Genomic DNA, 24,097 nt, shown 5'->3' with positions numbered 1-24,097 from the left:
ACGGATTCTAAAACATTTATAGAAATTTATTTGACTTTCCTAATTTCTTTGTTCATATCTTATTTTAATCCACTATAATAATCAATATTGTTTACAATCTCATGTCACACTCAGTTCAGAGGCTTAAACATTTTTTCATAGCCTTAGAACGAGATCCCATTTCCAAGCACTAAAGAAGGGAATCATCGTGTCCTTTTGATTTATAAAAATACTTGTTATTAAAAAATTGATGATAAAAATCATGGTGTTATTCCCGTCCTTGGTAGCTATGAGAGGTAGTATACTCGGATTGGTCAATTTTGAAAGCCTCTGCTAACATGCCGTTCACTTGTTTTTGATTTGCTGAAGTAGAAAGGGTATAAGTGCTCATTCATTATTAAAGTCATATAATGCTGACCAGCAGCCAAGAAAAATCTAACATTTAGGGTGCAGGTCATTCCTGTTTTTTACCAGCAAACTCTCCTCCAGTATCTGTAAGAATGATAGGAAAGAGATAGTTGAAGTACGATTATCTGTAAGATTCATTTTGAAAATTAGTAAAAAAATGGTATAATGAATGGAAAAGATTCGGCTGAAAGTGAATTGGACTTTCAGAAAAAGAGAGCTTTTAAAGCTCTACAAACAAGTTGAAGTGACTATTCGGAGGAAAAATGAATACTATTAAATTAACAACACTTGGGGGTGTACGTGAAAATGGTAAGAACATGTACATCGCAGAAATTAACGACTCGATTTTTGTATTAGATGCAGGTTTGAAATATCCTGAAAATGAACAGTTGGGTGTCGATGTCGTTATTCCAAATATGGACTATTTGTTTGAAAATAGCGACCGTATTGCTGGGGTTTTCTTAACACACGGGCATGCGGATGCGATTGGCGCCCTCCCTTATCTCTTGGCAGAAGCTAAGGTTCCTGTATTTGGCTCAGAGCTGACCATTGAACTTGCCAAGCTTTTTGTTAAAGGAAATGACAGTGTCAAGAAATTTGATGATTTCCATGTCATTGACGAAAATACAGAGATTGATTTTGGCGGAACGGTAGTATCCTTCTTCCGTACAACCCACTCTATTCCAGAAAGTTTGGGTGTGGTCTTGAAAACATCTGAAGGAAACATCGTCTATACAGGGGATTTCAAGTTTGACCAAACGGCTAGTGAATCTTACGCCACTGACTTTGGGCGTTTGGCAGAGATTGGTCGCGAAGGGGTCTTGGCTTTGCTTAGTGACTCAGCAAATGCAGATAGCAATATCCAAGTAGCTAGTGAAAATGAAGTTGGTGTAGAAATCACGCAAACTATCTCTGATTGGGATGGACGTATCATCGTTGCTGCAGTTGCAAGTAACCTTTCTCGTATCCAGCAAGTTTTTGATGCAGCTGCGGAGACAGGGCGTCGTGTTGTCTTGACAGGATTTGACATTGAAAATATCGTCCGTACAGCGATTCGCTTGAAAAAATTGTCTCTAGCAAGTGAAAATCTTTTGATTAAACCAAAAGATATGTCTCGTTTTGAAGATCACGAATTAATTATCCTTGAAACTGGACGTATGGGGGAACCAATTAACGGCCTACGCAAGATGTCTATCGGTCGTCACCGTTATGTTGAAATCAAAGAAGGTGACCTAGTTTATATCGTTACAACACCATCGATCGCCAAGGAAGCAGTGATGGCACGCGTGGAAAATATGGTCTACCAAGCAGGTGGAATTGTCAAGCCAATTACTCATAGCTTGCGTGTGTCAGGACATGGGAATGCGCGTGATTTGCAATTGATGATCAATCTCTTGCAACCTAAATATCTCTTCCCAATCCAAGGAGAATACCGTGAGTTGGATGCCCATGCCAAGGCTGCTATGGCAGTTGGTATGTTGCCAGAACGTATTTTTATCCCTAAAAAGGGAACAACCATGTCTTATGAGCATGGAGATTTTGTCCCATCTGGTGCAGTTACAGCAGGCGATGTCTTGATTGATGGGAATGCCATCGGAGATGTTGGGAATGTCGTCCTTCGTGACCGTAAGGTCTTGTCAGAAGATGGGATTTTCATCGTGGCTATCACTGTTAACCGTCGTGAGAAAAAAATTATCGCTAAAGCTCGAGTGCACACGCGTGGATTTGTCTATCTCAAGAAGAGCCGTGATATCTTGCGCGAAAGTACAGAGTTAGTCAATCAAACAGTAGAAGACTATCTACAAGGTGAAGAGTTTGATTGGGCAGAACTCAAAGGTAAGGTACGTGATCATTTGGCCAAGTTCCTCTTTGACCAAACCAAGCGTCGCCCAGCTATCTTACCAGTAGTCATGGAAGCAAAATAGGATCAAATAGCAAGAGAAAGTCGAGTTTCGGCTTTTTCTTATCTTAAACGAATAAGGAGCAAGTTATGGCAGTAATGAAGATTGAGTATTACTCAGAAGTTTTAGATATGGAGTGGGGAGTGAATGTTCTCTACCCAGATGCGTCTCGGGTTGAGGAGCCAGATTCTACGGATATTCCTGTCCTCTATCTCTTACATGGGATGTCAGGAAATCATAATAGCTGGCTCAAACGGACCAATGTAGAGCGCTTGGTGCGAGGGACTAATCTGATTGTTGTCATGCCAAATACAAGTAATGGCTGGTACACAGATACTCAGTATGGCTATAACTACTATACAGCTCTAGCAGAAGAACTGCCTAAAGTGCTCAAACGCTTCTTCCCTAATATGTCTAGCAAGCGTGAAAAGACTTTTATCGCTGGTCTATCAATGGGAGGCTACGGTTCCTTCAAATTGGCCCTATCAACTAACCGTTTCTCACATGCAGCTAGTCTTTCTGGTGCTCTCAGTTTCGAAGAGTTTTCTCCAGAAAGTCAAAATCTTGGGTCGCTTGCTTACTGGCGAGGTGTTTTTGGTAAGCTTGATAACTGGGAAACTAGTCCTTACTCACTTGAAACTCTTGCTAACAAATCAGACAAGAAGACCAAACTCTGGGCTTGGTGTGGTGAACAAGATTTCTTGTATGCTGCCAATAATCTAGCAGTGAAGAATCTCAAGAAACTTGGTTTTGATGTGACCTATAGCCACAGTGCAGGGACCCATGAGTGGTATTATTGGGAAAAACAATTGGAACGGTTTTTGGCTACCTTGCCAATTGATTTTGTTTTGGAAGAACGCTTGTCTTAGTTTTAGTTTTCTTTCAGCTTACTCAAGTAAAATAAGGAATCTATCTTTAGAATGGGAATCCATGGCTTAAAGATGGGTTCTTATTTTTTTAGAAAGGCGGGAAATCATGTTCTGGATTATTCGTGTTCTATGTCGATTGTTACTAGGGATTTGGCGCATGTTCTGGCGCCTTGTGTGGACTCTTGTAGTCTTAATTCTCATTGCTTTAGGGATTCTCTGGTATGTGACGGGAGATTTATCTGGTATCTTCAATCAAGCGGGGCAACTTGTTCAAGTTGGTCAAGCAGGTTGGCATCAATGGCAAGAAACTGGTAAGTTGCAAGGCTTGTCTCAGACTGATCATCATCAAGATTCAGGAGTAAAATGGCCCCAAGCGCAGGCGACAATTTATATCGATCCCCAAATGGATGCAACCTTCCAAAAGGCCTACGCTGAGGCTATTACCAATTGGAATCAGACCGGTGCTTTTAATTTTGTAGTTGTGACAGAACCTGACCAAGCAACTATTTTTGCGACTGAAATGAATGATGGTTCCACATCTGTTGCCGGTGAGGCGGAGAGTCAGACAAATCTCCTTACTAAACAATTTACTTCGGTAACAGTTCGTTTGAATCATTATTATCTATCTAATCCAAGCTATGGCTATACCTATGATCGTATCTTGCATACAGCAGAGCATGAGTTAGGACATGCCATTGGCTTGGAACATACTAATGAAGTGTCAGTCATGCAGCCAGCAGGTTCTTATTATGGTATTCAGGCTCAAGATGTTCAAGCAGTTCAAGAACTATATGAGTCTGGAGAATAGGTGATTTTCAAACGAAAAATAGAGCTCCCTGATGTAAGCAATGAGGGGAGCTTTTTGCTATAATGGAACTATGAATAACTTGATTAAATCAAAACTGGAGCTCTTGCCGACCAGCCCTGGTTGTTACATTCACAAGGACAAAAACGGCACAATCATCTATGTTGGGAAGGCTAAAAATCTGCGCAATCGTGTGCGATCATATTTCCGTGGGAGCCATGATACCAAAACAGAAGCCTTGGTGTCTGAAATTGTAGATTTTGAGTTTATTGTCACGGAGTCTAATATTGAGGCTCTCCTTCTGGAAATCAACCTGATTAAGGAAAACAAGCCCAAGTACAATATTATGCTCAAGGACGATAAGTCCTATCCTTTCATCAAAATTACCAATGAGCGCTATCCTCGCCTGATTATCACTCGTCAGGTCAAGAAAGACGGTGGTCTTTATTTTGGTCCCTATCCTGATGTGGGGGCGGCCAATGAAATCAAGCGACTTCTGGATCGGATTTTTCCTTTTCGTAAGTGTACTAATCCACCGTCTAAGGTCTGTTTTTATTACCATATCGGCCAGTGCGTGGCTCACACCATTTGTAAGAAAGACGAGGCTTATTTCAAAGCCATGGCTCAAGAAGTCTCTGATTTTCTAAAGGGGCAGGATGATAAAATCATCGATGACCTCAAGGAAAAGATGAATGTGGCAGCTCAGAGTATGGAATTTGAACGTGCAGCTGAATATCGAGATCTGATTCAGGCCATTGGAACCCTTCGGACCAAGCAACGAGTTATGGCCAAGGATCTCCAAAATCGCGATGTCTTTGGCTATTATGTAGATAAGGGTTGGATGTGCGTTCAGGTTTTCTTTGTCCGTCAAGGTAAGCTCATTGAGCGTGATGTCAACCTTTTTCCTTACTACAATGATCCAGATGAAGATTTCCTGACTTATGTTGGGCAGTTTTATCAAGAAAAATCTCACCTGGTTCCTAATGAGGTGCTGATTCCGAAGGATATCGATGAAGAAGCCGTTAAAGCCTTGGTGGATACTAAGATTCTCAAGCCCCAGCGTGGAGAGAAAAAACAGCTGGTCAATCTGGCTATCAAAAATGCGCGTGTAAGCTTGGAGCAAAAATTTAACCTACTAGAAAAATCAGTTGAGAAGACACAAGGGGCTATTGAAAATCTGGGGCGCTTGCTACAAATTCCAACCCCAGTCCGTATCGAGTCCTTTGACAATTCCAATATCATGGGGACTAGTCCAGTTTCTGCCATGGTTGTTTTTGTCAATGGGAAACCGAGCAAGAAGGATTACCGCAAGTACAAGATAAAAACAGTTGTAGGGTCAGATGACTATGCAAGTATGCGAGAGGTTATCCGCAGACGCTATGGTCGAGTTCAACGTGAGGCTTTAACTCCGCCAGATTTGATTGTGATTGATGGTGGTCAAGGTCAGGTTAATATCGCTAAGCAGGTTATTCAAGAAGAGTTGGGGTTAGATATTCCCATTGCAGGTTTGCAAAAGAATGATAAGCACCAGACCCATGAATTGCTCTTTGGAGATCCGCTTGAGGTGGTGGAGTTATCTCGTAATTCTCAGGAATTTTTCCTCCTGCAACGCATACAGGATGAGGTCCATCGCTTTGCCATCACCTTCCACCGTCAACTGCGCTCTAAAAATTCCTTCTCCTCTCAATTGGATGGAATTGAGGGCTTGGGTCCAAAACGCAAGCAGAATTTGATGAAATATTTCAAATCTCTGACAAAAATCAAGGAAGCCAGCGTGGATGAGATTGTCGCAGTTGGTATACCAAGAGCAGTAGCAGAGGCTGTTCGCCAACACTTGAATCCTCAAGAGCGTGTAGAACTAGCTCAGGTAGCAGAATCGCCTGCTGAATACAAGTGATAAAGTAGTAAGGAAAGGTTTTTGCTTTAGCGAGTGCAAGCTAGTCAGAATTGTGGTAAAATAGATAAGATATGACTAAAGAATTTCATCATGTAACGGTCATGCTCCATGAAACCATTGATATGCTTGATGTAAAACCTGACGGTATTTACGTTGATGCGACCTTGGGTGGAGCAGGCCATAGCGAGTATTTATTAAGTAAATTAAGTGAAAAGGGGCATCTCTATGCCTTTGATCAGGACCAGAATGCCATTGACAACGCCCAAAAACGTCTGGCGCCTTATATCGAAAAAGGAATGGTTACCTTCATCAAGGACAACTTCCGTCATTTGCAGGTACGTTTGCAGGAAGCAGGTGTAGAAGAAATTGATGGCATTTGTTATGATTTGGGAGTTTCGAGCCCGCAATTGGATCAGCGTGAACGAGGTTTTTCTTATAAAAAAGATGCGCCACTGGACATGCGGATGAACCAGGAGGCTAGTTTGACAGCTTATGAGGTTGTCAATCACTATGACTATCATGACTTGGTTCGTATTTTCTTCAAGTATGGCGAGGACAAATTCTCCAAACAGATCGCTCGGAAGATTGAACAGGCGCGTGAGCTGAAGCCGATTGAGACCACGACAGAATTGGCCGAGATTATCAAGTCTGCTAAGCCTGCCAAGGAACTCAAGAAAAAAGGTCATCCGGCCAAGCAGATTTTCCAAGCCATCCGTATTGAGGTTAATGATGAATTAGGAGCTGCAGATGAGTCCATCCAACAAGCTATGGAATTACTAGCAGTGGACGGAAGAATCTCAGTCATTACCTTTCATTCACTGGAAGATCGCTTGACCAAGCAATTGTTCAAGGAAGCTTCAACAGTGGAAGTGCCAAAAGGCTTGCCTTTCATCCCAGATGATCTTAAGCCCAAGATGGAATTAGTCTCTCGCAAACCGATTCTACCAAGCAAGGAGGAGTTGGAGGCCAATAATCGTTCCCACTCAGCCAAGTTACGAGTAGCTCGAAAAATTCATAAGTAAGGGGATAAAATGGTAGAAAAAAGAGAAACAACGAGCCAATTACTGCAAGCTCGTATCAAGAGATTTTCACGTGTTGAGAAGGCCTTTTACCTTTCGATTGCCATTACAGCCCTTGTCTTAGCCATCAGTGTGGTCTATATGCAAACCAAGCTCCTACAAGTTCAAAGTGATTTGACAACTGTCAACAGACAGATTGAGGAGAAAAAGACGGAGCTGGACGACGCTAAGCAAGAAGTCAATGAATTGATTCGCTCAGAACGTCTGGCGGGTGTCGCGGATTCGCAAGACTTGCAATTAAACAATGGAAATATCCGATCGGCGGAGTAATATATGAAAACATGGAAAGAAAAAATAGTACACTTTGCCATTAAGAATCGCAGAACTCCTCTAGAAAACCGCAGACGAGTTGGAAAAAGCCTTAGTCTCTTGGCTGTCATTCTCTTTGCTGTTTTTTTGGTTAACTTTGCGGTGATTATTGGTACGGGAAAGAAGTTTGGTGTTGACCTGGTCAAAGAAGCTTATAAGGTTCATCAAACAACTCGAACAGTCCCTGCTAAGAGGGGAACCATTTATGATCGTAATGGAACTCCGATTGCAGAAGATGCAACCTCCTACAATGTTTATGCGGTCATTGATAAGGATTATAAGTCTGCGAATGGAGATATTCTATATGTTGAGGAATCTCAGTACAATAAGGTAGCCGAAATTTTCCATAAGTATTTGGATATGGAGGAGACCTACGTCAAAGATCAACTCTCTCAACCCAATCTCAAACAGGTTTCCTTTGGTACTAAAGGAAATGGGATTACCTACGCAAATATGATGTCCATAAAAAAGGATCTAGAAGTTGCCAAGATTGAGGGAGTGGATTTTACTACAAGCCCCAATCGAAGTTATCCAAATGGGAAATTTGCTTCATCCTTCATTGGTCTAGCCCAGCTCCATGAAAATGAAGATGGTTCGAAGAGCCTTATTGGAACATCTGGTATTGAAAGCTCCTTGAATAGCTTGTTAGCAGGGACAGATGGGATTATTACCTATGAAAAAGATCGTTTAGGAAATATCGTCCCAGGTACGGAACAGATATCACAGAAGACTGTGAATGGTAAGGATGTTTATACAACATTGTCTAGTCCGCTACAATCTTTCATGGAAACTCAGATGGATGCCTTTCTAGAAAAAGTAAAAGGTAAGTACATGACCGCGACCTTGGTCAGTGCAAAGACCGGTGAAATCCTCGCTACCACCCAACGACCTACCTTTAATGCAGATACTAAAGAAGGAATCACTGAGGACTTTGTTTGGCGTGATATTCTTTATCAAAGTAACTATGAACCAGGATCAGCCATGAAGGTTATGACGTTAGCTTCTTCTATTGATAATAATACCTTCCCAAGTGGAGAATACTTCAATAGCAGTGAATTAAAAATAGCGGATGTGACGATTCGAGATTGGGATGTTAATGATGGTTTGACTACTGGTGGGATGATGACTTTCTTACAAGGTTTCGCTCACTCCAGTAATGTTGGAATGACCCTTTTAGAACAAAAAATGGGAGATGCTACTTGGTTAGACTACCTCAACCGTTTCAAATTTGGAGTTCCAACTCGTTTTGGTATGACTGATGAATACGCTGGACAACTCCCTGAGGATAACATTGTCAATATTGCCATGAGTTCCTTCGGTCAAGGTATTTCCGTTACACAAACTCAGATGCTTCGTGCCTTTACTGCGATAGCTAATGATGGGATTATGTTGGAGCCTAAGTTTATCAGTGCGCTCTATGATCCAAATGATCAAACGGTTCGTAAATCACAAAAAGAAGTCGTGGGAAATCCGGTCTCTAAAGAAGCAGCTAGCTTGACTCGAGATCACATGGTTATGGTTGGTACGGATCCTACCTATGGTACGATGTACAACCACAGTACAGGTAAGGGAACAGTCAATGTTCCTGGCTATAATGTAGCCTTGAAATCAGGGACCGCTCAGATTGCAGATGAGAAAAATGGAGGATACCTCCGAGGAGAAACAAACTATATCTTCTCAGTTGTCTCTATGCATCCCGCAGAAAATCCAGATTTTATCCTCTATGTGACAGTTCAACAACCGGAACATTATTCTGGGATTCCGTTAGGAGAATTCGCAAACCCTATCTTGGAGAGAGCTTCGGCCATGAAAGAAACGCTCAATCTTCAATCTACAGCCAAGAATTTGGACCAAGTGACAACTACAACTGGTTATGCAATGCCAGAAATGAAGGATTATAGTCCTGGAGATTTGGCGGAGGAGCTACGTCGTAACCTTGTCCAACCGATTGTTATCGGTTCAGGGACAAAAATCAAGGAAAGCACTGTAGCAGAAGGAACCAATCTAGACGCCAATCAGCAAATCTTACTCCTTTCAGATAAGGTAGAAGAGATGCCTGACTTATATGGCTGGTCTAAGAAAAATGTTGAAACCTTTGCCAAATGGCTGAATATCCAAGTTGAGTTTGAAGGCACAGGAGAAACTGTTAAAAAGCAAAGTGTTCGTGCTAATACAGCTTTAAAAGATTTACAGAAAATAAAAATAACATTAGGAGATTAGAATGCTTATTTCTATCTTTGCTGGAGTGATTGCCTTTATTCTAACAGTCATAGGAATTCCAGCCTTTATCCGTTTTTACCATAAAGCACAGATTACCGGTCAACAGATGCATGAGGATGTCAAACAACACCAAGCAAAAGCCGGGACCCCAACAATGGGAGGACTTGTCTTTCTCCTAGCAGGAGTTTTAGTTAGTCTGGTCCTTGCTCTCGTGACTAATCAATTAACCAATAATGTCGGAATGATCCTCTTTATCCTAGTCTTATATGGTTTGGTCGGTTTCTTGGACGATTTCCTCAAGGTTTTCCGCAAAATCAATGAAGGACTTAATCCTAAACAGAAGCTCTTGCTTCAGTTGGTCGGAGGAGTTATCTTCTATTTCTTCTATGAAAGAGGTGGAGATATCTTAAATGTATTTGGTTATCCCTTGCAATTAGGTGTTCTGTATATTTTCTTTGCCCTCTTTTGGTTAGTCGGTTTTTCAAATGCAGTTAACCTGACTGATGGAATCGATGGCTTGGCAAGTATTTCGGTGGTGATTAGCCTATCTGCCTACGGAGTGATTGCCTATGTGCAAAATCAGCTCGATATCTTACTAGTGATTGTAGCTATGATTGGTGGTCTTCTTGGCTTCTTTGTCTTTAACCACAAGCCTGCTAAAGTTTTCATGGGAGATGTAGGTAGCCTAGCTCTTGGAGGAATGTTGGCTGCTATCTCAATGGCTCTTCACCAAGAGTGGACTCTTCTATTGATTGGTCTAGTGTATGTCTTTGAAACAACATCTGTTATGATGCAAGTCACCTACTTTAAGTTGACTGGAGGAAAACGTATCTTCCGTATGACACCAGTTCACCACCATTTTGAGTTGGGGGGCTTTTCTGGGAAAGGCCAAGCTTGGAGTGAGTGGAAGGTCGACTTCTTCTTCTGGGGAGTGGGCTTGCTCGCTAGTCTCTTGACTTTAGTTTTCATGTATTTGTTCTAAAAAGAGAGTGTGGAATCATCAGATAGAGAAGGATTAAGTTCCTTCTCTTTTTTATTTCCATCAGTTTATTGCATCCCCTTCTCAAAAATAGGTAAATTTATGGTAAAATGGAAATAGAAAGTTGAAATGATGAGTTATTTTAAAAAGTATAGATTTGACAAATCCAAGTTTAAGTTAGGGATGCGAACTTTCAAGACAGGGATCGCTGTTTTTTTAGTTCTCATGATTTTTGGTTTTTTTGGTTGGAAAGGACTTCAGATTGGAGCCTTGACTGCAGTTTTTAGTTTAAGAGAAGACTTTGACAAGAGTGTTCATTTTGGTACTTCTCGTATTCTCGGAAATAGTATCGGTGGTTTTTATGCCCTGATTTTCTTTCTCTTAAATAATCTTTTTCACGGCTCCTTCTGGGTAACCCTCCTTGTTGTTCCAATTTGCACCATGTTAACCATTATGACAAATGTTGCTATGAACAATAAAGCAGGTGTTATCGGTGGAGTTGCGGCTATGTTGATTATTACCTTATCAATTCCAAATGGTGAGACTGTTTTGTACGTGTTTGCCCGAGTTTTTGAAACATTTATGGGTGTTTTTGTGGCAATTCTTGTAAATTACGATATTGATCGTTTACGAAGTATTTTAGAGAAAAAAGAAAAATAATGTTATAAGATATAACATTATTGATTGACGATTGAATTTTTTTAGACTATAATAGACAGAAAGAAGGAAGTGTACATGAAGGAAAAAGAATTTCGTCGCAATATGGCAGTTTTCCCTATTGGCAGTGTTATGAAACTGACCGATCTTTCGGCTCGCCAGATTCGTTATTATGAAGATCAGGAATTGATTAAGCCTGATCGAAACGAAGGCAATCGCCGTATGTATTCTTTGAATGACATGGATCGATTGCTTGAGATTAAAGATTATATCTCTGAAGGTCTTAACATTGCTGCCATCAAGAAAAAATATGCTGAACGTGAGGCGAAGTCTAAAAAGCCAGTGAGTCAAACTGAAGTACGAAGAGCCCTTCGGAATGAAGTTCTCCAACAAAGTCGCTTTGCTTCTCAACAATCACCTTTTGGTCGCGGTTAGGCAACCGCAAGTCGTCATATATAAGGAGAAAAACCATGCCAATCACAGCTGCAGATATTCGTCGTGAAGTTAAGGAAAAAAATGTAACCTTTATCCGTCTCATGTTTTCAGATATTTTGGGAACTATGAAAAACGTCGAAATTCCTGCTACAGATGAACAACTAGACAAGGTCTTGTCAAACAAGGCTATGTTTGATGGATCTTCTATTGAAGGGTTTGTTCGTATCAACGAATCAGATATGTACCTATACCCTGACCTGGACACTTGGACAGTCTTTCCTTGGGGAGATGAGAATGGTAGTGTCGCAGGATTGATTTGTGATGTCTATACAACAGAAGGGGAACCATTTGCGGGAGACCCTCGTGGTAACCTCAAACGTGCTCTTCGTCACATGCAAGAAGTTGGATTCAAATCTTTCAACCTTGGACCAGAGCCAGAATTCTTCCTATTTAAGCTTGATGAAAATGGAGACCCAACTCTTGAGGTAAATGACAAGGGTGGTTACTTTGATTTGGCGCCTACAGACCTTGCTGACAACACTCGTCGTGAGATTGTTAACGTCTTGACCAAAATGGGATTTGAAGTAGAAGCGAGTCACCACGAGGTTGCGGTTGGACAACACGAGATTGACTTCAAGTACGATGAAGTTCTCCGTGCTTGTGATAAGATTCAAATCTTTAAACTTGTTGTTAAGACCATTGCTCGCAAACACGGGCTTTACGCAACCTTTATGGCCAAACCAAAATTTGGTATTGCTGGATCAGGTATGCACTGTAATATGTCCTTGTTTGATGCAGAAGGAAATAACGCCTTCTTTGATCCAAATGATCCAAAAGGAATGCAGTTGTCAGAAACGGCCTACCATTTCCTTGGTGGTTTGATTAAGCATGCCTACAATTATACTGCCATCATGAACCCAACGGTTAACTCATACAAACGTTTGGTTCCAGGTTATGAAGCGCCTGTTTATATTGCTTGGGCAGGTCGCAATCGTTCACCGCTTGTCCGCGTACCAGCATCACGCGGAATGGGAACACGTTTGGAGTTGCGCTCCGTGGATCCAATGGCAAACCCTTATATTGCTATGGCTGTTCTTTTAGAAGTTGGTTTGAACGGTATCGAAAACAAAATCGAAGCACCAGCACCAATCGAAGAAAACATCTACATTATGACTGCTGAAGAGCGTAAAGAGGCTGGCATCACAGACCTTCCATCAACTCTTCACAATGCTTTGAAAGCTTTGACAGAAGACGAAGTGGTTAAAGCAGCCCTAGGTGAGCACATCTATACTAGCTTCCTTGAAGCCAAACGTATCGAGTGGGCAAGCTACGCTACCTTTGTTTCACAATGGGAAATTGATAACTACCTAGATCTTTACTAATGATAAATCAGAAAGATTGTCCGTGAGGACGATCTTTTTTTCTTGCATTTTGTATCGAGGTGTGATATATTTTGTATAACGAAGTGCGATATATCGAACTAAATAGGAGGTCTGGTTAAATGGAATTAACAGATAAGATTAGGCGTGTCTACCTTCCCATGACTGAAACGGGTTTTTATATTCTATTCTGTCTGCAAAAGGAGAACCATGGTTATGGTATTACACAAAAGGTCAAAGAGATGACAGATTCACAGGTTTCAATTAGTCCTGGGACCATGTATGGAACCCTGTCAAAGATGGAAAAAGACGGTTTGATCTCCTTTGTCCGAGAAGAGGAAAAACGAAAAATCTATCAGATAACAGACTTGGGCCGAAAAGTTTTAGAGATTGAGTTGAAACGTATTGAACGGCTCTACAGAAACAGTCGGGAGGAGCTTTGATGGAAAAGAAAGTTGTTTATAGGATTTGTACCATTGCGGATTATGATAGAGAGGCTCTCTATCTCGGAGAAATGCATGCTCAGGGCTGGAAACTTAAGGAAGTAAGCTACTCCAACTTAGTAGTTGCGGTTAAGTATACTTTTGAAAAGTGCCAACCGGACCAGGTGGTTTATCAGTTGGACTTTTATCCTATGAAAAAGTCAGATAGAGCTTCCTATTTACAACTATTTAAAGATTGTGGGTGGGAGCATATAACAGACTTTAATGGTTTTTCCTATTTTAGAAAAGCACATTCTGAAATTGAATCTGATACTGAGTTTGAAATCTATAATGACGCTACAGGGAAGTTAGCTATGATCAAACGGATTTTAATAATGCGGATGCTTCCTATTTTGCTTCTCTTTTTAGCTCTACTACCGGTTTTCCCAAAGTTTGTCAGTGGGGGTATTTCTTTCAGTTGGGGAATGTTTTTGATTGCTAGTATACAATGTACTTTATTAATAGTTTATGCGATTCAGATTTCTTATATTTGTTGGAGATTGTTTCAAAAATGGAAAGAATTATCCGATAAATAAAATCAAGCATGTTTTCTAATTTGGAGGTCAGACAATGAATAGCAAAGTACAATTTCGAATGTTTACCATATTTGATTTGGATAAGGTAGAAGATTATTTGCATGAGATGTATTTGAAAGGTTGGAAATTTAAATCGAATCGTTTTGGATTTTTCTATTTTGAACAATGCCAACCAGATGATGTGGTTTACTGTGTATGGAATACTAGCTATCTTAGAAAAAATGAGGTAGATTTACAAAGTATTAAGGATAGAAGATGGGAATTTGTGGAAAATTGTTCTTATACTGTTTTTCGAAAGGCAACTTGTGATGTAGATTTAAATGATCAATCTTTCATGGACAATCGTCTTCGATGGGCTGGTGTGAAATCTGGATTTCGTACAGCTACAGTTTCTATCTCTGGCGGTCTAGTTGTTTGTATGAGCCTGTTTCGCGAAAGTCTCTCTCGGTCTTTCTTCATTATTTTTGCCCTATATGCTCTCATGATTACTTATCTAATCTATAGTTTTTACAGACTTAGACGGAAATATCTGCTTGATTGACAATAGTTTCTAGGTCCTCAGACTGATTTTTAGCACTCTTGATAAAAGAGTGCTAATTTTTTGAGTTTTTGTCTTGACATTCTCTTTTAAGGGTGTATAATAGAATCATAAGTTAGCACTTAGATGCGCCGAGTGCTAAAAAAGATCTATCAGAGAGGAGTAGCGAGATGGTTACAGAACGTCAGCAGAATATTTTAAATCTGATTATTGACATCTTTACCAAAACGCACGAACCTGTTGGATCTAAGGCCTTGCAAGAGTCTATCAACTCTAGTAGTGCTACTATTCGAAATGATATGGCAGCTCTAGAAAAGCAAGGTTTGCTTGAAAAGGCACATACTTCCAGTGGTCGGATGCCGAGTGTGGCTGGTTTTCAATACTATGTCAAACACTCCCTATCCTTTGACCGTTTAGCTGAAAATCAAGTTTATGAGATTGTAAAAGCCTTTGATCAAGAATTCTTCAAGCTTGAGGATATTCTTCAAGAGGCAACGAAAATTTTGTCAGACTTGAGTGGTTGTACGGTTGTAGCGCTGGATGTAGAACCAAGTAGGCAGAAGCTAACAGCTTTTGATATTGTTGTCCTCGGGCAACATACAGCTCTTGCTGTTTTTACGCTTGATGAGTCTAGAACAGTTACCAGTCAGTTTTTGATTCCGAGAAATTTCTTGCAGGAGGATCTAAATCGCCTAAAGACCATGATTCAAGAGCGTTTCCTGGATCAGACTGTTTTGGAGATTCACTACAAGATTCGGACAGAGATTCCGCAAATTATCCAACGTTACTTTACAACAACGGATAACGTCATGGACCTTGTCGAACATATCTTCAAAGAAATGTTCAATGAAAACATCGTGGTTTCTGGCAAAGTCAATCTTTTGAATTTCGCTAATTTAGCGGCATATCAATTCTTTGATCATCCACAAAAAGTAGCATTGGAAATTCGAGAGAATCTGATTGGCGACCAGATGCAGAGTGTCCGAGTTGCGGATAGCCAAGAATCTTGTCTTGCTGACCTAGCAGTGATTAGTAGTAAGTTCCTGATTCCCTATCGTGGATTTGGAATTCTTGCGATTATAGGTCCGGTTAATCTGGATTATCAACAATTGGTTAATCAACTTAATGTTGTCAATCGAGTTTTGACTATGAAGTTGACGGATTTTTACCGCTATCTCAGCAGCAATCACTATGAAGTGAATTAATACTCTTCAAAAATCAAATTCAAACCACGTCAACGTCGCCTTGCCGTACTCAAGTACAGCCTGCGGCTAGTTTCCTAGTTTGCTCTTTGATTTTTATTGAGTATAGGATTGAAATCATTAAAGGAGGCGAAAATGGCCCAAGATATTAAAAATGAAGAAGTAAAAGAAGAGGAAGTTGTGGAAACAGCTGAAGAAACAACTCCTGAGAAGTCTGAATTGGACTTGGCAAATGAACGTGCCGAAGAATTTGAAAACAAATACCTTCGTGCTCATGCAGAGATGCAAAACATTCAGCGCCGTGCCAACGAAGAACGCCAACTCTTGCAACGCTATCGCAGCCAAGATTTGGCAAAAGCAATCTTGCCATCACTGGATAACCTCGAACGTGCCCTTGCTGTTGAAGGGTTGACAGATGATGTGAAGAAGGGCTTGGAAATGGTCCAAGAAAGTTTGGTACATGCTCTGAAAGAAGAAGGAATTGAAGAAATCCCAGCAGATGGTGAATTTGACCATAACTACCATATGGCCATTCAAACAGTTCCAGCAGATGACGAACATCCAGCAGATACCATCGCACAAGTCTTCCAAAAAGGCTACAAACTCCATGACCGCATCCTAAGACCGGCTATGGTAGTGGTTTATAACTAGGCAATAAGTCAGAAATCTGTGGTTCCGACTCCTCGTGTCGTAACATAAAAGAAAACTTGTCCGAAATGACACTAAACTATGAAAGAAAGATAAAACGCAAGCCAGAAGCTTGCAAGGAAGATATTTCCCGCCGTGGTGAAAGTTTCAGTAGCTTGTGCTACTGAAACAGGGGATTTTTGAGACAGTAGGCTCAAAAATAAGTGATGAAATCCCGAAGGGAGTTGCTCACGTCCCCACCACTTAAGGGAAAATATCAAAAAGAAAAAAGAAGATAAATTTAAGGAGAAAAACATATGTCTAAAATTATCGGTATTGACTTAGGTACAACAAACTCAGCAGTAGCAGTTCTTGAAGGAACTGAAAGCAAAATCATCGCAAACCCAGAAGGGAACCGTACAACTCCATCTGTAGTATCATTCAAAAACGGAGAAATCATTGTTGGTGATGCTGCGAAACGTCAAGCAGTCACAAACCCAGATACAGTCATCTCTATCAAATCTAAGATGGGAACTTCTGAAAAAGTTTCTGCTAACGGAAAAGAATACACTCCACAAGAAATCTCAGCTATGATTCTTCAATACTTGAAAGGTTATGCTGAAGACTACCTTGGTGAAAAAGTAACTAAAGCAGTTATCACAGTTCCAGCTTACTTCAACGACGCTCAACGTCAAGCAACAAAAGACGCTGGTAAAATCGCTGGTCTTGAAGTAGAACGTATTGTCAACGAACCAACTGCAGCAGCGCTTGCTTACGGTTTGGACAAGACTGACAAAGAAGAAAAAATCTTGGTATTCGATCTTGGTGGTGGTACATTTGACGTGTCTATCCTTGAATTGGGTGACGGTGTCTTCGACGTATTGTCAACTGCAGGGGACAACAAACTCGGTGGTGACGACTTTGACCAAAAAATCATCGACCACTTGGTAGCAGAATTCAAGAAAGAAAACGGTATCGACTTGTCTACTGACAAGATGGCAATGCAACGTTTGAAAGATGCGGCTGAAAAAGCTAAGAAAGACCTTTCTGGTGTAACTTCAACTCAAATCAGCTTGCCATTCATCACTGCTGGTGAAGCTGGACCTCTTCACTTGGAAATGACTTTGACTCGTGCGAAATTTGACGATTTGACTCGTGACCTTGTTGAACGTACAAAAGTTCCAGTTCGTCAAGCCCTTTCAGATGCAGGTTTGAGCTTGTCAGAAATCGACGAAGTTATCCTTGTTGGTGGTTCAACTCGTATCCCAGCCGTTGTAGAAGCTGTTAAAGCTGAAACTGGTAAAGAACCAAACAAATCAGTAAACCCTGACGAAGTTGTTGCCATGGGTGCTGCTATCCAAGGTGGTGTGATTACTGGTGATGTCAAAGACGTTGTCCTTCTTGACGTAACACCATTGTCACTTGGTATCGAAACAATGGGTGGAGTCTTCACAAAACTCATCGACCGCAACACAACTATTCCAACATCTAAATCACAAGTCTTCTCAACTGCAGCAGACAACCAACCAGCCGTTGATATCCACGTTCTTCAAGGTGAACGCCCAATGGCAGCAGATAACAAGACTCTTGGACGTTTCCAATTGACAGATATCCCTGCTGCACCTCGTGGTATCCCACAAATCGAAGTTACATTTGACATCGATAAGAACGGTATCGTATCTGTTAAGGCCAAAGACCTTGGAACTCAAAAAGAACAAACAATTGTTATCCAATCTAACTCAGGTTTGACAGACGAAGAAATCGACCGCATGATGAAAGATGCAGAAGCTAACGCTGAAGCAGATAAGAAACGTAAAGAAGAAGTAGACCTTCGTAACGAAGTAGACCAAGCTATCTTTGCGACTGAAAAGACAATCAAAGAAACTGAAGGCAAAGGCTTCGATGCAGAACGTGATGCTGCACAAGCTGCCCTTGATGATCTTAAGAAAGCTCAAGAAGACAACAACTTGGACGAAATGAAAGCAAAACTTGAAGCATTGAACGAAAAAGCTCAAGGACTTGCGGTTAAACTCTACGAACAAGCTGCAGCAGCCCAACAAGCTCAAGCAGGGGCAGAAGGTGCACAAGCAACAGGAAACGCAGGCGATGACGTCGTAGACGGAGAGTTTACTGAAAAATAACTCGTTAAGAATGACTAATCACTAAAGTGATTGTCATTCTACGGCAATCGCTATGGCGACTTGCCTAAACGCCTTACTAGTTCTAAAACAAAGTATAATCGACTTTGTTTTAGAACGTCGTAATGATAGGAAGAAATCCAGAGGTTGCAACCCAGCCTCTGTTTTTCGATAAAATAGAGGATGTTGCGTATGAAAAAAGTACTTTGTATCATTTATCCTAATTTTTCTCTTTATGAGATATCCTCTTTAACAAGTACTTTAGTTCTGTCTTTTGACATCACGATTGATTATGTCGCTTCAGATCATTCGATGGTGGTCTCTGAGGATGGTTTGCCCTGTCAACCGACCAAAACACTAGATCAGATCCGTATAGAAGAGTATTCTTGTGTGATTTTGCCAGGAATGGTAAACATAGGACCTGCCCTACAGGATGAGAAATTGATTTCGTTCTTGAGGAACCTTGGTGAGCAAGATATCCTCATTGCCGCCATTTCTTCAGCGCCTCTTTTATTGGCGAAAGCAGGCTTGTTGAAGGACACGAAATTTACAGGTGGAATTTGGCAAAACTTCTTTGACTATTTTGAATTTCTTCCACGTGAGAATTTCCAACCTAAAGTGCTTGTGCAAGATAAACAAATCATTACGGCTATAGGCTTTGCGCACCAAGAGTTTGCAAGAAAAGTAATTCTTAGTCTAGGGTTGACAGAAAATACTGACAACTATTTTAAAGAACAGAACGAATATTCAGAAGAGGATTTGATATTTACTCTATCAGATGAAGAGTTTGATCAAGTGAAGCGAAGTATAGAAAACATCCTCTAAAGATTTACTTATAAATTATAGAAAGGAACAAAGAGTGTTCGGGGAATTGAACCCGAGTTCTAAAGTTTCTTACTCAATATGAAAGAAAGGAATTGAACCCGACCTAAATTCTCGGAAAAAATAGAAATCTGTCTAGGAGAATCGCTCCAGCGTCAGATTTCCTATTTTTCAGTCGAATTTTACGGTCTTGGTATCTTGTATGAACAATACTGAATTTTATGATCGTCTGGGGGTGTCAAAAAACGCTTCGGCAGACGAGATCAAAAAGGCTTATCGTAAGCTTTCGAAAAAATACCACCCAGATATCAACAAGGAGCCTGGTGCTGAGGAAAAATACAAGGAAGTTCAGGAAGCCTATGAGACTTTGAGTGACGACCAAAAACGTGCGGCCTATGACCAATATGGTGCGGCTGGAGCCAACGGTGGCTTTGGTGGTGCTGGTGGTTTCGGCGGTTTCAACGGAGCAGGTGGCTTCGGTGGTTTTGAGGACATCTTCTCAAGCTTCTTTGGTGGTGGCGGTGCATCACGTAATCCAAATGCCCCTCGTCAAGGTGACGACCTCCAGTATCGCGTTCATTTGACTTTTGAAGAAGCTATTTTTGGTACAGAAAAGGAAGTCAAATACAATCGTGAAGCAAGCTGTCGTACTTGTAATGGGTCTGGTGCTAAACCTGGAACAAGTCCAGTTACTTGTGGACGCTGTCATGGTTCAGGTGTTATCAATGTTGATACCCAAACACCTCTTGGTATGATGCGTCGCCAAGTAACCTGTGATGTCTGTCATGGCCGTGGTCAAGAAATCAAAGATCCATGTACAACCTGTCATGGAACTGGTCATGAAAAACAAGCCCATAGCGTACACGTAAAAATCCCTGCTGGTGTGGAAACAGGTCAACAAATCCGCCTAGCTGGTCAAGGTGAAGCCGGCTTTAATGGTGGTCCTTATGGTGACTTGTATGTAGTAGTTTCGGTGGAAGCAAGTGATAAATTTGAACGTGAAGGAACTACTATCTTCTACAATTTGAACCTCAATTTTGTTCAAGCAGCACTTGGTGATACAGTAGATATCCCTACAGTTCATGGTGATGTAGAATTAGTCATTCCAGAAGGAACTCAGACTGGTAAAAAATTCCGCCTACGTGGCAAGGGAGCGCCGAGCCTTCGTGGTGGTGCAGTAGGTGACCAATACGTGACTGTTAATGTCGTAACACCAACAGGCTTGAACGAACGACAAAAAGCAGCCTTGAAAGAATTCGCAGCTGCAGGTGATTTGAAAGTCAATCCAAAGAAAAAAGGCTTCTTTGACCATATTAAGGATGCCTTTGAAGGAGAATAAAGCATAAAGTAAAAAGAGCCCGAGGGCTCTTTTTCGTGCAATCTTTAGAATTTTAGCATGGGAGAAATCATTCACAGACTGGTCTGTTATTGATATTTTTGAGTGAGTAAGCCAGCCTCATCCATTTCCTGGATGAGTTGCTTGAATTCCGCTTCCTTACCAGTTTTAATGGTGATGGTATCAATGCGCTTAATCGCCGAATTGTCCTGGATATCCACCAAGGTCAACGCTTTTTCATAGAATGCGATTCCCTTTTTCATGCTTTCTGGATCCCTCCAAGAGAGAATAAAGTAAGAAGGATTTGATTTCTTTCCGATTTCTTGGAAATACTTCCTGCTTTCCTCCTCTAAAAATTGGAATAAACCATGATTGAATAAGTTGTCTTCTACTGAATGGTAGGAAATATCTCCTGTGTTTAAGACATAGACTTTGAGTCGGTTTTTAGTGAGGTTTGGGCTTTCTTTTAGGACTGGGTGGCTATTGACGACATCATCTGAGAAAGTCACATAAAAATCTAAGCCCCCACCCTCGAATTGATAGCTTCCATTTGATTCTACTTTTTCAGGAGGCAGGTCAAGGGAGATAAAAATTTGTTTTAAGGCTTCATTTCCTTCTCGGATGTCACTCGGTGAGGCCTTGAACAGATTGGCCAATATTAGAAATGCTAACGCTACAAGAAGGCAGAGGCCACCACAAATAATCAGGATGACCCGCGTCAAAACTTTAAAAAACTGTTTCATTTTCATGCCCTCCCTGGTCTGTTAGGATTTGCTAACCCAAATGGATTTAAAGGGGAAATAAGGAAAATTGGAGATTTTCTTTTCCTTAGTTTTCTTCAGTTTCTTGTAATTCTTTTATCACAGTAAGTCTTGCTTGAAGGTCTTTTTCAAAGACTTTAAACTTATAGGTCAAATCTTTTTGATATTCCTTGATGAGTTCTTTTTGTTGGTCGATAATTTGCAGGCTATCTTGGATGATATCCAAGTCATCCTTAATGGCTTCAACACGATCAGTTGTATCTAGAACCTCTTCAGTGATAGCTTGGCGGTTCTTAACGAGGAGGTATGAACCGACTGCAGAACCTGCAAAAAGTAGTAAGTTTGATAGTTTCATAGTGACTCCTTAAGCATTTTTGATCGTTTCAGCGACTTGGGCAAGTTTGTCGAAGTCTGGTTCATGTGCGATAAAGTCAATCTTTAGGTCGTCATCTGCACTATAGCGAGGGACAAGGTGGACATGGGTATGGAAAACGGTTTGTCCAGCAACTTCTTCGCAGTTGGCAATGATATTCATACCTTCAGCTTTGGTAGCTTTCATGACTTTTTGAGCAATCTTTGGTACTTGGGCGAACAGTTGGCTGGCACTTGTAGCGTCCATTTCTAAAAGGTTGCGATAGTGTTCTTTTGGTACGACCAAGGTGTGACCAGGTGTTACTTGTGAGATATCAAGGAAGGCAAGAACTTGATCATCTTCGTAAACCTTTGATGCGGGAATCTCTCCTGCGATAATTTTACAAAAAATGCAATCTGACATAAAATCTACCTCTACTGTATTGAATTTTGATATAATATAGCTACATTATACCAGATTTGGAGAAAATATGTTAGAAATTAAAAACCTGACTGGGGGCTATGTTCATGTTCCTGTCTTGAAAGATGTGTCCTTTACAGTCGAGAGTGGACAGTTGGTCGGTTTGATCGGTCTCAATGGTGCTGGAAAATCAACGACTATCAATGAAATTATTGGACTTTTGACACCTTATAGTGGAGAAATAAACATCGACGGGCTAACCTTAGGTGCCAATCCTCGTGAATATCGTCAGCAGATTGGTTACATCCCTGAAACTCCTAGTTTGTACGAGGAATTGACTCTCAGAGAACATATCGAGACGGTTGCCATGGCCTATGGTATTGAGCAAAAACTAGCTTTTGAACGTGTAGAACCTCTTTTAAAGATGTTCCGTTTGAATCAGAAGTTAGATTGGTTTCCTGTTCATTTTTCGAAAGGGATGAAGCAGAAGGTCATGATTATCTGTGCCTTTGTCGTGGATCCGAGTCTCTTTATCGTCGATGAACCTTTCCTTGGTCTTGATCCCTTGGCTATTTCGGATTTGATTCAGCTTTTGGATCTTGAAAAGAAAAAAGGCAAGTCTATTCTCATGAGTACCCACGTTCTTGACTCTGCTGAAAAAATGTGTGACTCTTTTGTCATTCTTCACAAAGGACAAGTGAGGGCTAAAGGGGATCTTGAAGAGTTGAGACAAGTTTTTGCCATGCCAGAAGCAAGTCTCAATGATATCTATTTGGCATTGACCAAAGAGGAGGACAGATGAAAGACTTGTTTCTAAAGCGAAAGCAGGCTTTTCGTAAAGAGTGTGTCGGTTATCTGCGCTATGTGCTCAATGACCACTTTGTCTTGTTTTTACTGGTCTTAGTAGGTTTTCTAGCCTATCAGTATAGTCAACTGCTCCAGCATTTTCCTGAGAATCATTTACCAATCCTAGGTTTAATTGGGATTGTCTCTGTTTTACTCTTACTTTGGGGAGGAATAGCAACCTATGTGGAAGCGCCTGATAAGCTCTTTCTCTTAGTAGCTGAAGAAGAAGTAAGGGAACATATCCAGAAGCAAAGTTTAGTTTCCTTCATCTTTTGGGTTAGTGTACAGACTCTCTTTTTGCTATTTTTTGCTCCTTTATTTTTAGCCATGGGCTTAGGCTTAGGAGTTTTTGGTATCTATGTTCTTCTGTTGGGAGTCGGGAAATATTTCCTTTTTCAGAAAAAAGCTGGCAAGTTTTTTAGTGCAAATCATCTGGACTGGGACTATGTGATTGCCCAAGAAAGTAAACGCAAGCAGTTTTTACTCCGTTTCTTTGCCCTCTTTACCCAAGTTAAGGGAATTTCAAACAGCGTCAAGCGACGAGCTTATCTAGACTTTATCCTAAAAGCAGTTCAGAAGGTGCCGAGCAAGATCTGGCAGAACCTCTATCTTCGTTCTTATTTGCGAAATGGAGATCTTTTTGCCCTCAGTCTTCGTCTCCTCTTCCTATCTTTGCTGGCGTTGATCTTTATCGAGCAAGCTTGGATAGCGACAGCAGTGGTAGTTTTATTTAACTATCTCCTACTCTTCCAGTTGCTGGCCCTCTATCATGCCTTTGATTACCAATATTTGACTCAACTTTTCCCGCTAGACAAGGGGCAAAAGGAAAAAGGGTTACAGGCGGTTGTCCGAGGATTGACTGGTTTTGTTTTATTGGTTCAACTGGTAGTTGGGTTGATCACCCTCCAAGAAAAACTAGCCCTTCTAGCACTCCTTGGAGCTGGACTGGTCTTACAAATTTTGTATCTCCCTTATCAGGTGAAACGTCAGATGCAGGACTAATACTCTTCGAAAATCTCTTCAAACTAGGTCAGCATCCATCTGCAACCTCAAAGCAGTGCTTTGAGCAACCTGCGGCTAGCTTCCTAGTTTGCTCTTTGATTTTCATTGAGTATAACAT

24 protein-coding genes are annotated in these 24,097 nt (G+C 41.0%); 21 read left to right on the top strand and 3 right to left on the bottom strand.

Annotated features, from left to right (window positions below; translation table 11 throughout):
• The first annotated feature begins 650 nt into the window (after nt 1–650).
• From M1R56_RS04310 to dnaJ, 19 genes are all read left to right on the top strand, one after another.
• Complete coding sequence (locus M1R56_RS04310; RefSeq protein WP_248034731.1) at nt 651–2,312, top strand: ribonuclease J; 1,662 nt, start codon at nt 651–653, stop codon at nt 2,310–2,312.
• Nucleotides 2,313–2,377: 65 nt separating this feature from the next.
• Complete coding sequence (locus M1R56_RS04305; RefSeq protein ID WP_075231552.1) at nt 2,378–3,157, top strand: alpha/beta hydrolase family protein; 780 nt, start codon at nt 2,378–2,380, stop codon at nt 3,155–3,157.
• A gap of 106 nt (nt 3,158–3,263) precedes the next feature.
• The gene (locus M1R56_RS04300; RefSeq protein WP_248034730.1) at nt 3,264–3,965 is read left to right on the top strand and encodes a M57 family metalloprotease; all 702 of its coding nucleotides are present in this window, start codon (nt 3,264–3,266) and stop codon (nt 3,963–3,965) included.
• 70 nt (nt 3,966–4,035) lie between these two features.
• Entirely contained in the window at nt 4,036–5,859 is a 1,824-nt protein-coding gene (gene uvrC, locus M1R56_RS04295; protein ID WP_248034729.1) for an excinuclease ABC subunit UvrC, read from the top strand.
• A 71-nt stretch (nt 5,860–5,930) separates the two neighbouring features.
• Entirely contained in the window at nt 5,931–6,881 is a 951-nt protein-coding gene (gene rsmH, locus M1R56_RS04290) for a 16S rRNA (cytosine(1402)-N(4))-methyltransferase RsmH (protein WP_075231549.1), read from the top strand.
• A 9-nt stretch (nt 6,882–6,890) separates the two neighbouring features.
• Nucleotides 6,891–7,208 (top strand): cell division protein FtsL, encoded by a 318-nt coding sequence (gene ftsL / locus M1R56_RS04285; protein WP_075231548.1) that lies wholly within the window; start codon nt 6,891–6,893, stop codon nt 7,206–7,208.
• Between the two features lie 3 nt (nt 7,209–7,211).
• The gene (pbp2X, locus tag M1R56_RS04280) at nt 7,212–9,467 is read left to right on the top strand and encodes a penicillin-binding protein PBP2X (RefSeq protein ID WP_248034728.1); all 2,256 of its coding nucleotides are present in this window, start codon (nt 7,212–7,214) and stop codon (nt 9,465–9,467) included.
• A gap of 1 nt (nt 9,468) precedes the next feature.
• The gene (mraY, locus tag M1R56_RS04275) at nt 9,469–10,449 is read left to right on the top strand and encodes a phospho-N-acetylmuramoyl-pentapeptide-transferase (protein WP_248034727.1); all 981 of its coding nucleotides are present in this window, start codon (nt 9,469–9,471) and stop codon (nt 10,447–10,449) included.
• Nucleotides 10,450–10,578: 129 nt separating this feature from the next.
• Nucleotides 10,579–11,106 (top strand): aromatic acid exporter family protein, encoded by a 528-nt coding sequence (locus M1R56_RS04270; protein ID WP_075231555.1) that lies wholly within the window; start codon nt 10,579–10,581, stop codon nt 11,104–11,106.
• Between the two features lie 75 nt (nt 11,107–11,181).
• Nucleotides 11,182–11,538: a transcriptional repressor GlnR gene (glnR, locus tag M1R56_RS04265; RefSeq protein ID WP_000659543.1), complete on the top strand. Its 357-nt coding sequence runs from the start codon at nt 11,182–11,184 to the stop codon at nt 11,536–11,538.
• 35 nt (nt 11,539–11,573) lie between these two features.
• Nucleotides 11,574–12,920 (top strand): type I glutamate--ammonia ligase, encoded by a 1,347-nt coding sequence (glnA, locus tag M1R56_RS04260; protein ID WP_248034726.1) that lies wholly within the window; start codon nt 11,574–11,576, stop codon nt 12,918–12,920.
• Nucleotides 12,921–13,039: 119 nt separating this feature from the next.
• Entirely contained in the window at nt 13,040–13,360 is a 321-nt protein-coding gene (locus tag M1R56_RS04255) for a PadR family transcriptional regulator (RefSeq protein WP_049508281.1), read from the top strand.
• Complete coding sequence (locus M1R56_RS04250) at nt 13,360–13,935, top strand: DUF2812 domain-containing protein (RefSeq protein ID WP_248034725.1); 576 nt, start codon at nt 13,360–13,362, stop codon at nt 13,933–13,935. Before M1R56_RS04255 ends, M1R56_RS04250 begins: the two co-directional genes overlap by 1 nt.
• Before the next feature lie 34 nt (nt 13,936–13,969).
• Nucleotides 13,970–14,476 (top strand): DUF2812 domain-containing protein, encoded by a 507-nt coding sequence (locus M1R56_RS04245; RefSeq protein WP_248034724.1) that lies wholly within the window; start codon nt 13,970–13,972, stop codon nt 14,474–14,476.
• 167 nt (nt 14,477–14,643) lie between these two features.
• Complete coding sequence (gene hrcA / locus M1R56_RS04240) at nt 14,644–15,678, top strand: heat-inducible transcriptional repressor HrcA (protein WP_248034723.1); 1,035 nt, start codon at nt 14,644–14,646, stop codon at nt 15,676–15,678.
• 132 nt (nt 15,679–15,810) lie between these two features.
• On the top strand, nt 15,811–16,326 hold the full coding sequence (gene grpE, locus M1R56_RS04235) for a nucleotide exchange factor GrpE (RefSeq protein WP_045763635.1): 516 nt from the start codon (nt 15,811–15,813) through the stop codon (nt 16,324–16,326).
• A gap of 293 nt (nt 16,327–16,619) precedes the next feature.
• Nucleotides 16,620–18,443, top strand: a complete 1,824-nt coding sequence (gene dnaK, locus M1R56_RS04230) for a molecular chaperone DnaK (protein WP_000034667.1) — start codon at nt 16,620–16,622, stop codon at nt 18,441–18,443.
• A gap of 189 nt (nt 18,444–18,632) precedes the next feature.
• Nucleotides 18,633–19,265, top strand: coding sequence for a DJ-1/PfpI family protein (locus M1R56_RS04225; protein ID WP_248034722.1), 633 nt, complete (start codon nt 18,633–18,635; stop codon nt 19,263–19,265).
• Between the two features lie 199 nt (nt 19,266–19,464).
• The gene (dnaJ, locus tag M1R56_RS04220) at nt 19,465–20,601 is read left to right on the top strand and encodes a molecular chaperone DnaJ (RefSeq protein WP_248034721.1); all 1,137 of its coding nucleotides are present in this window, start codon (nt 19,465–19,467) and stop codon (nt 20,599–20,601) included.
• Nucleotides 20,602–20,687: 86 nt separating this feature from the next.
• Here the strand turns inward: dnaJ and M1R56_RS04215 are convergent, their stop codons facing one another.
• The 3 genes from M1R56_RS04215 to M1R56_RS04205 all read right to left on the bottom strand — a co-directional run bounded on the left by M1R56_RS04215 (nt 20,688) and on the right by M1R56_RS04205 (nt 22,134).
• Nucleotides 20,688–21,341, bottom strand: coding sequence for a hypothetical protein (locus tag M1R56_RS04215; protein ID WP_248034720.1), 654 nt, complete (start codon nt 21,339–21,341; stop codon nt 20,688–20,690).
• A gap of 85 nt (nt 21,342–21,426) precedes the next feature.
• On the bottom strand, nt 21,427–21,714 hold the full coding sequence (locus M1R56_RS04210; protein ID WP_223338703.1) for a hypothetical protein: 288 nt from the start codon (nt 21,712–21,714) through the stop codon (nt 21,427–21,429).
• Nucleotides 21,715–21,723: 9 nt separating this feature from the next.
• Nucleotides 21,724–22,134, bottom strand: a complete 411-nt coding sequence (locus tag M1R56_RS04205) for an HIT family protein (protein WP_001278295.1) — start codon at nt 22,132–22,134, stop codon at nt 21,724–21,726.
• Between the two features lie 67 nt (nt 22,135–22,201).
• Between M1R56_RS04205 and M1R56_RS04200 the strand changes: the two genes are divergently transcribed.
• Nucleotides 22,202–22,933 (top strand): ABC transporter ATP-binding protein, encoded by a 732-nt coding sequence (locus tag M1R56_RS04200; protein ID WP_248034719.1) that lies wholly within the window; start codon nt 22,202–22,204, stop codon nt 22,931–22,933.
• Nucleotides 22,930–23,979, top strand: a complete 1,050-nt coding sequence (locus M1R56_RS04195) for an ABC transporter permease (protein ID WP_248034718.1) — start codon at nt 22,930–22,932, stop codon at nt 23,977–23,979. The genes M1R56_RS04200 and M1R56_RS04195 overlap by 4 nt, the downstream gene beginning before the upstream one ends.
• The last annotated feature ends 118 nt before the right edge of the window (nt 23,980–24,097 follow it).

Source organism: Streptococcus sp. oral taxon 431 (genome assembly GCF_023115445.1).
Taxonomy (GTDB): Bacteria; Bacillota; Bacilli; order Lactobacillales; family Streptococcaceae; genus Streptococcus.
The sequence above is the reverse complement of the archived record's forward strand: the minus strand, read 5'-3'. Positions and strand labels throughout refer to the sequence as shown.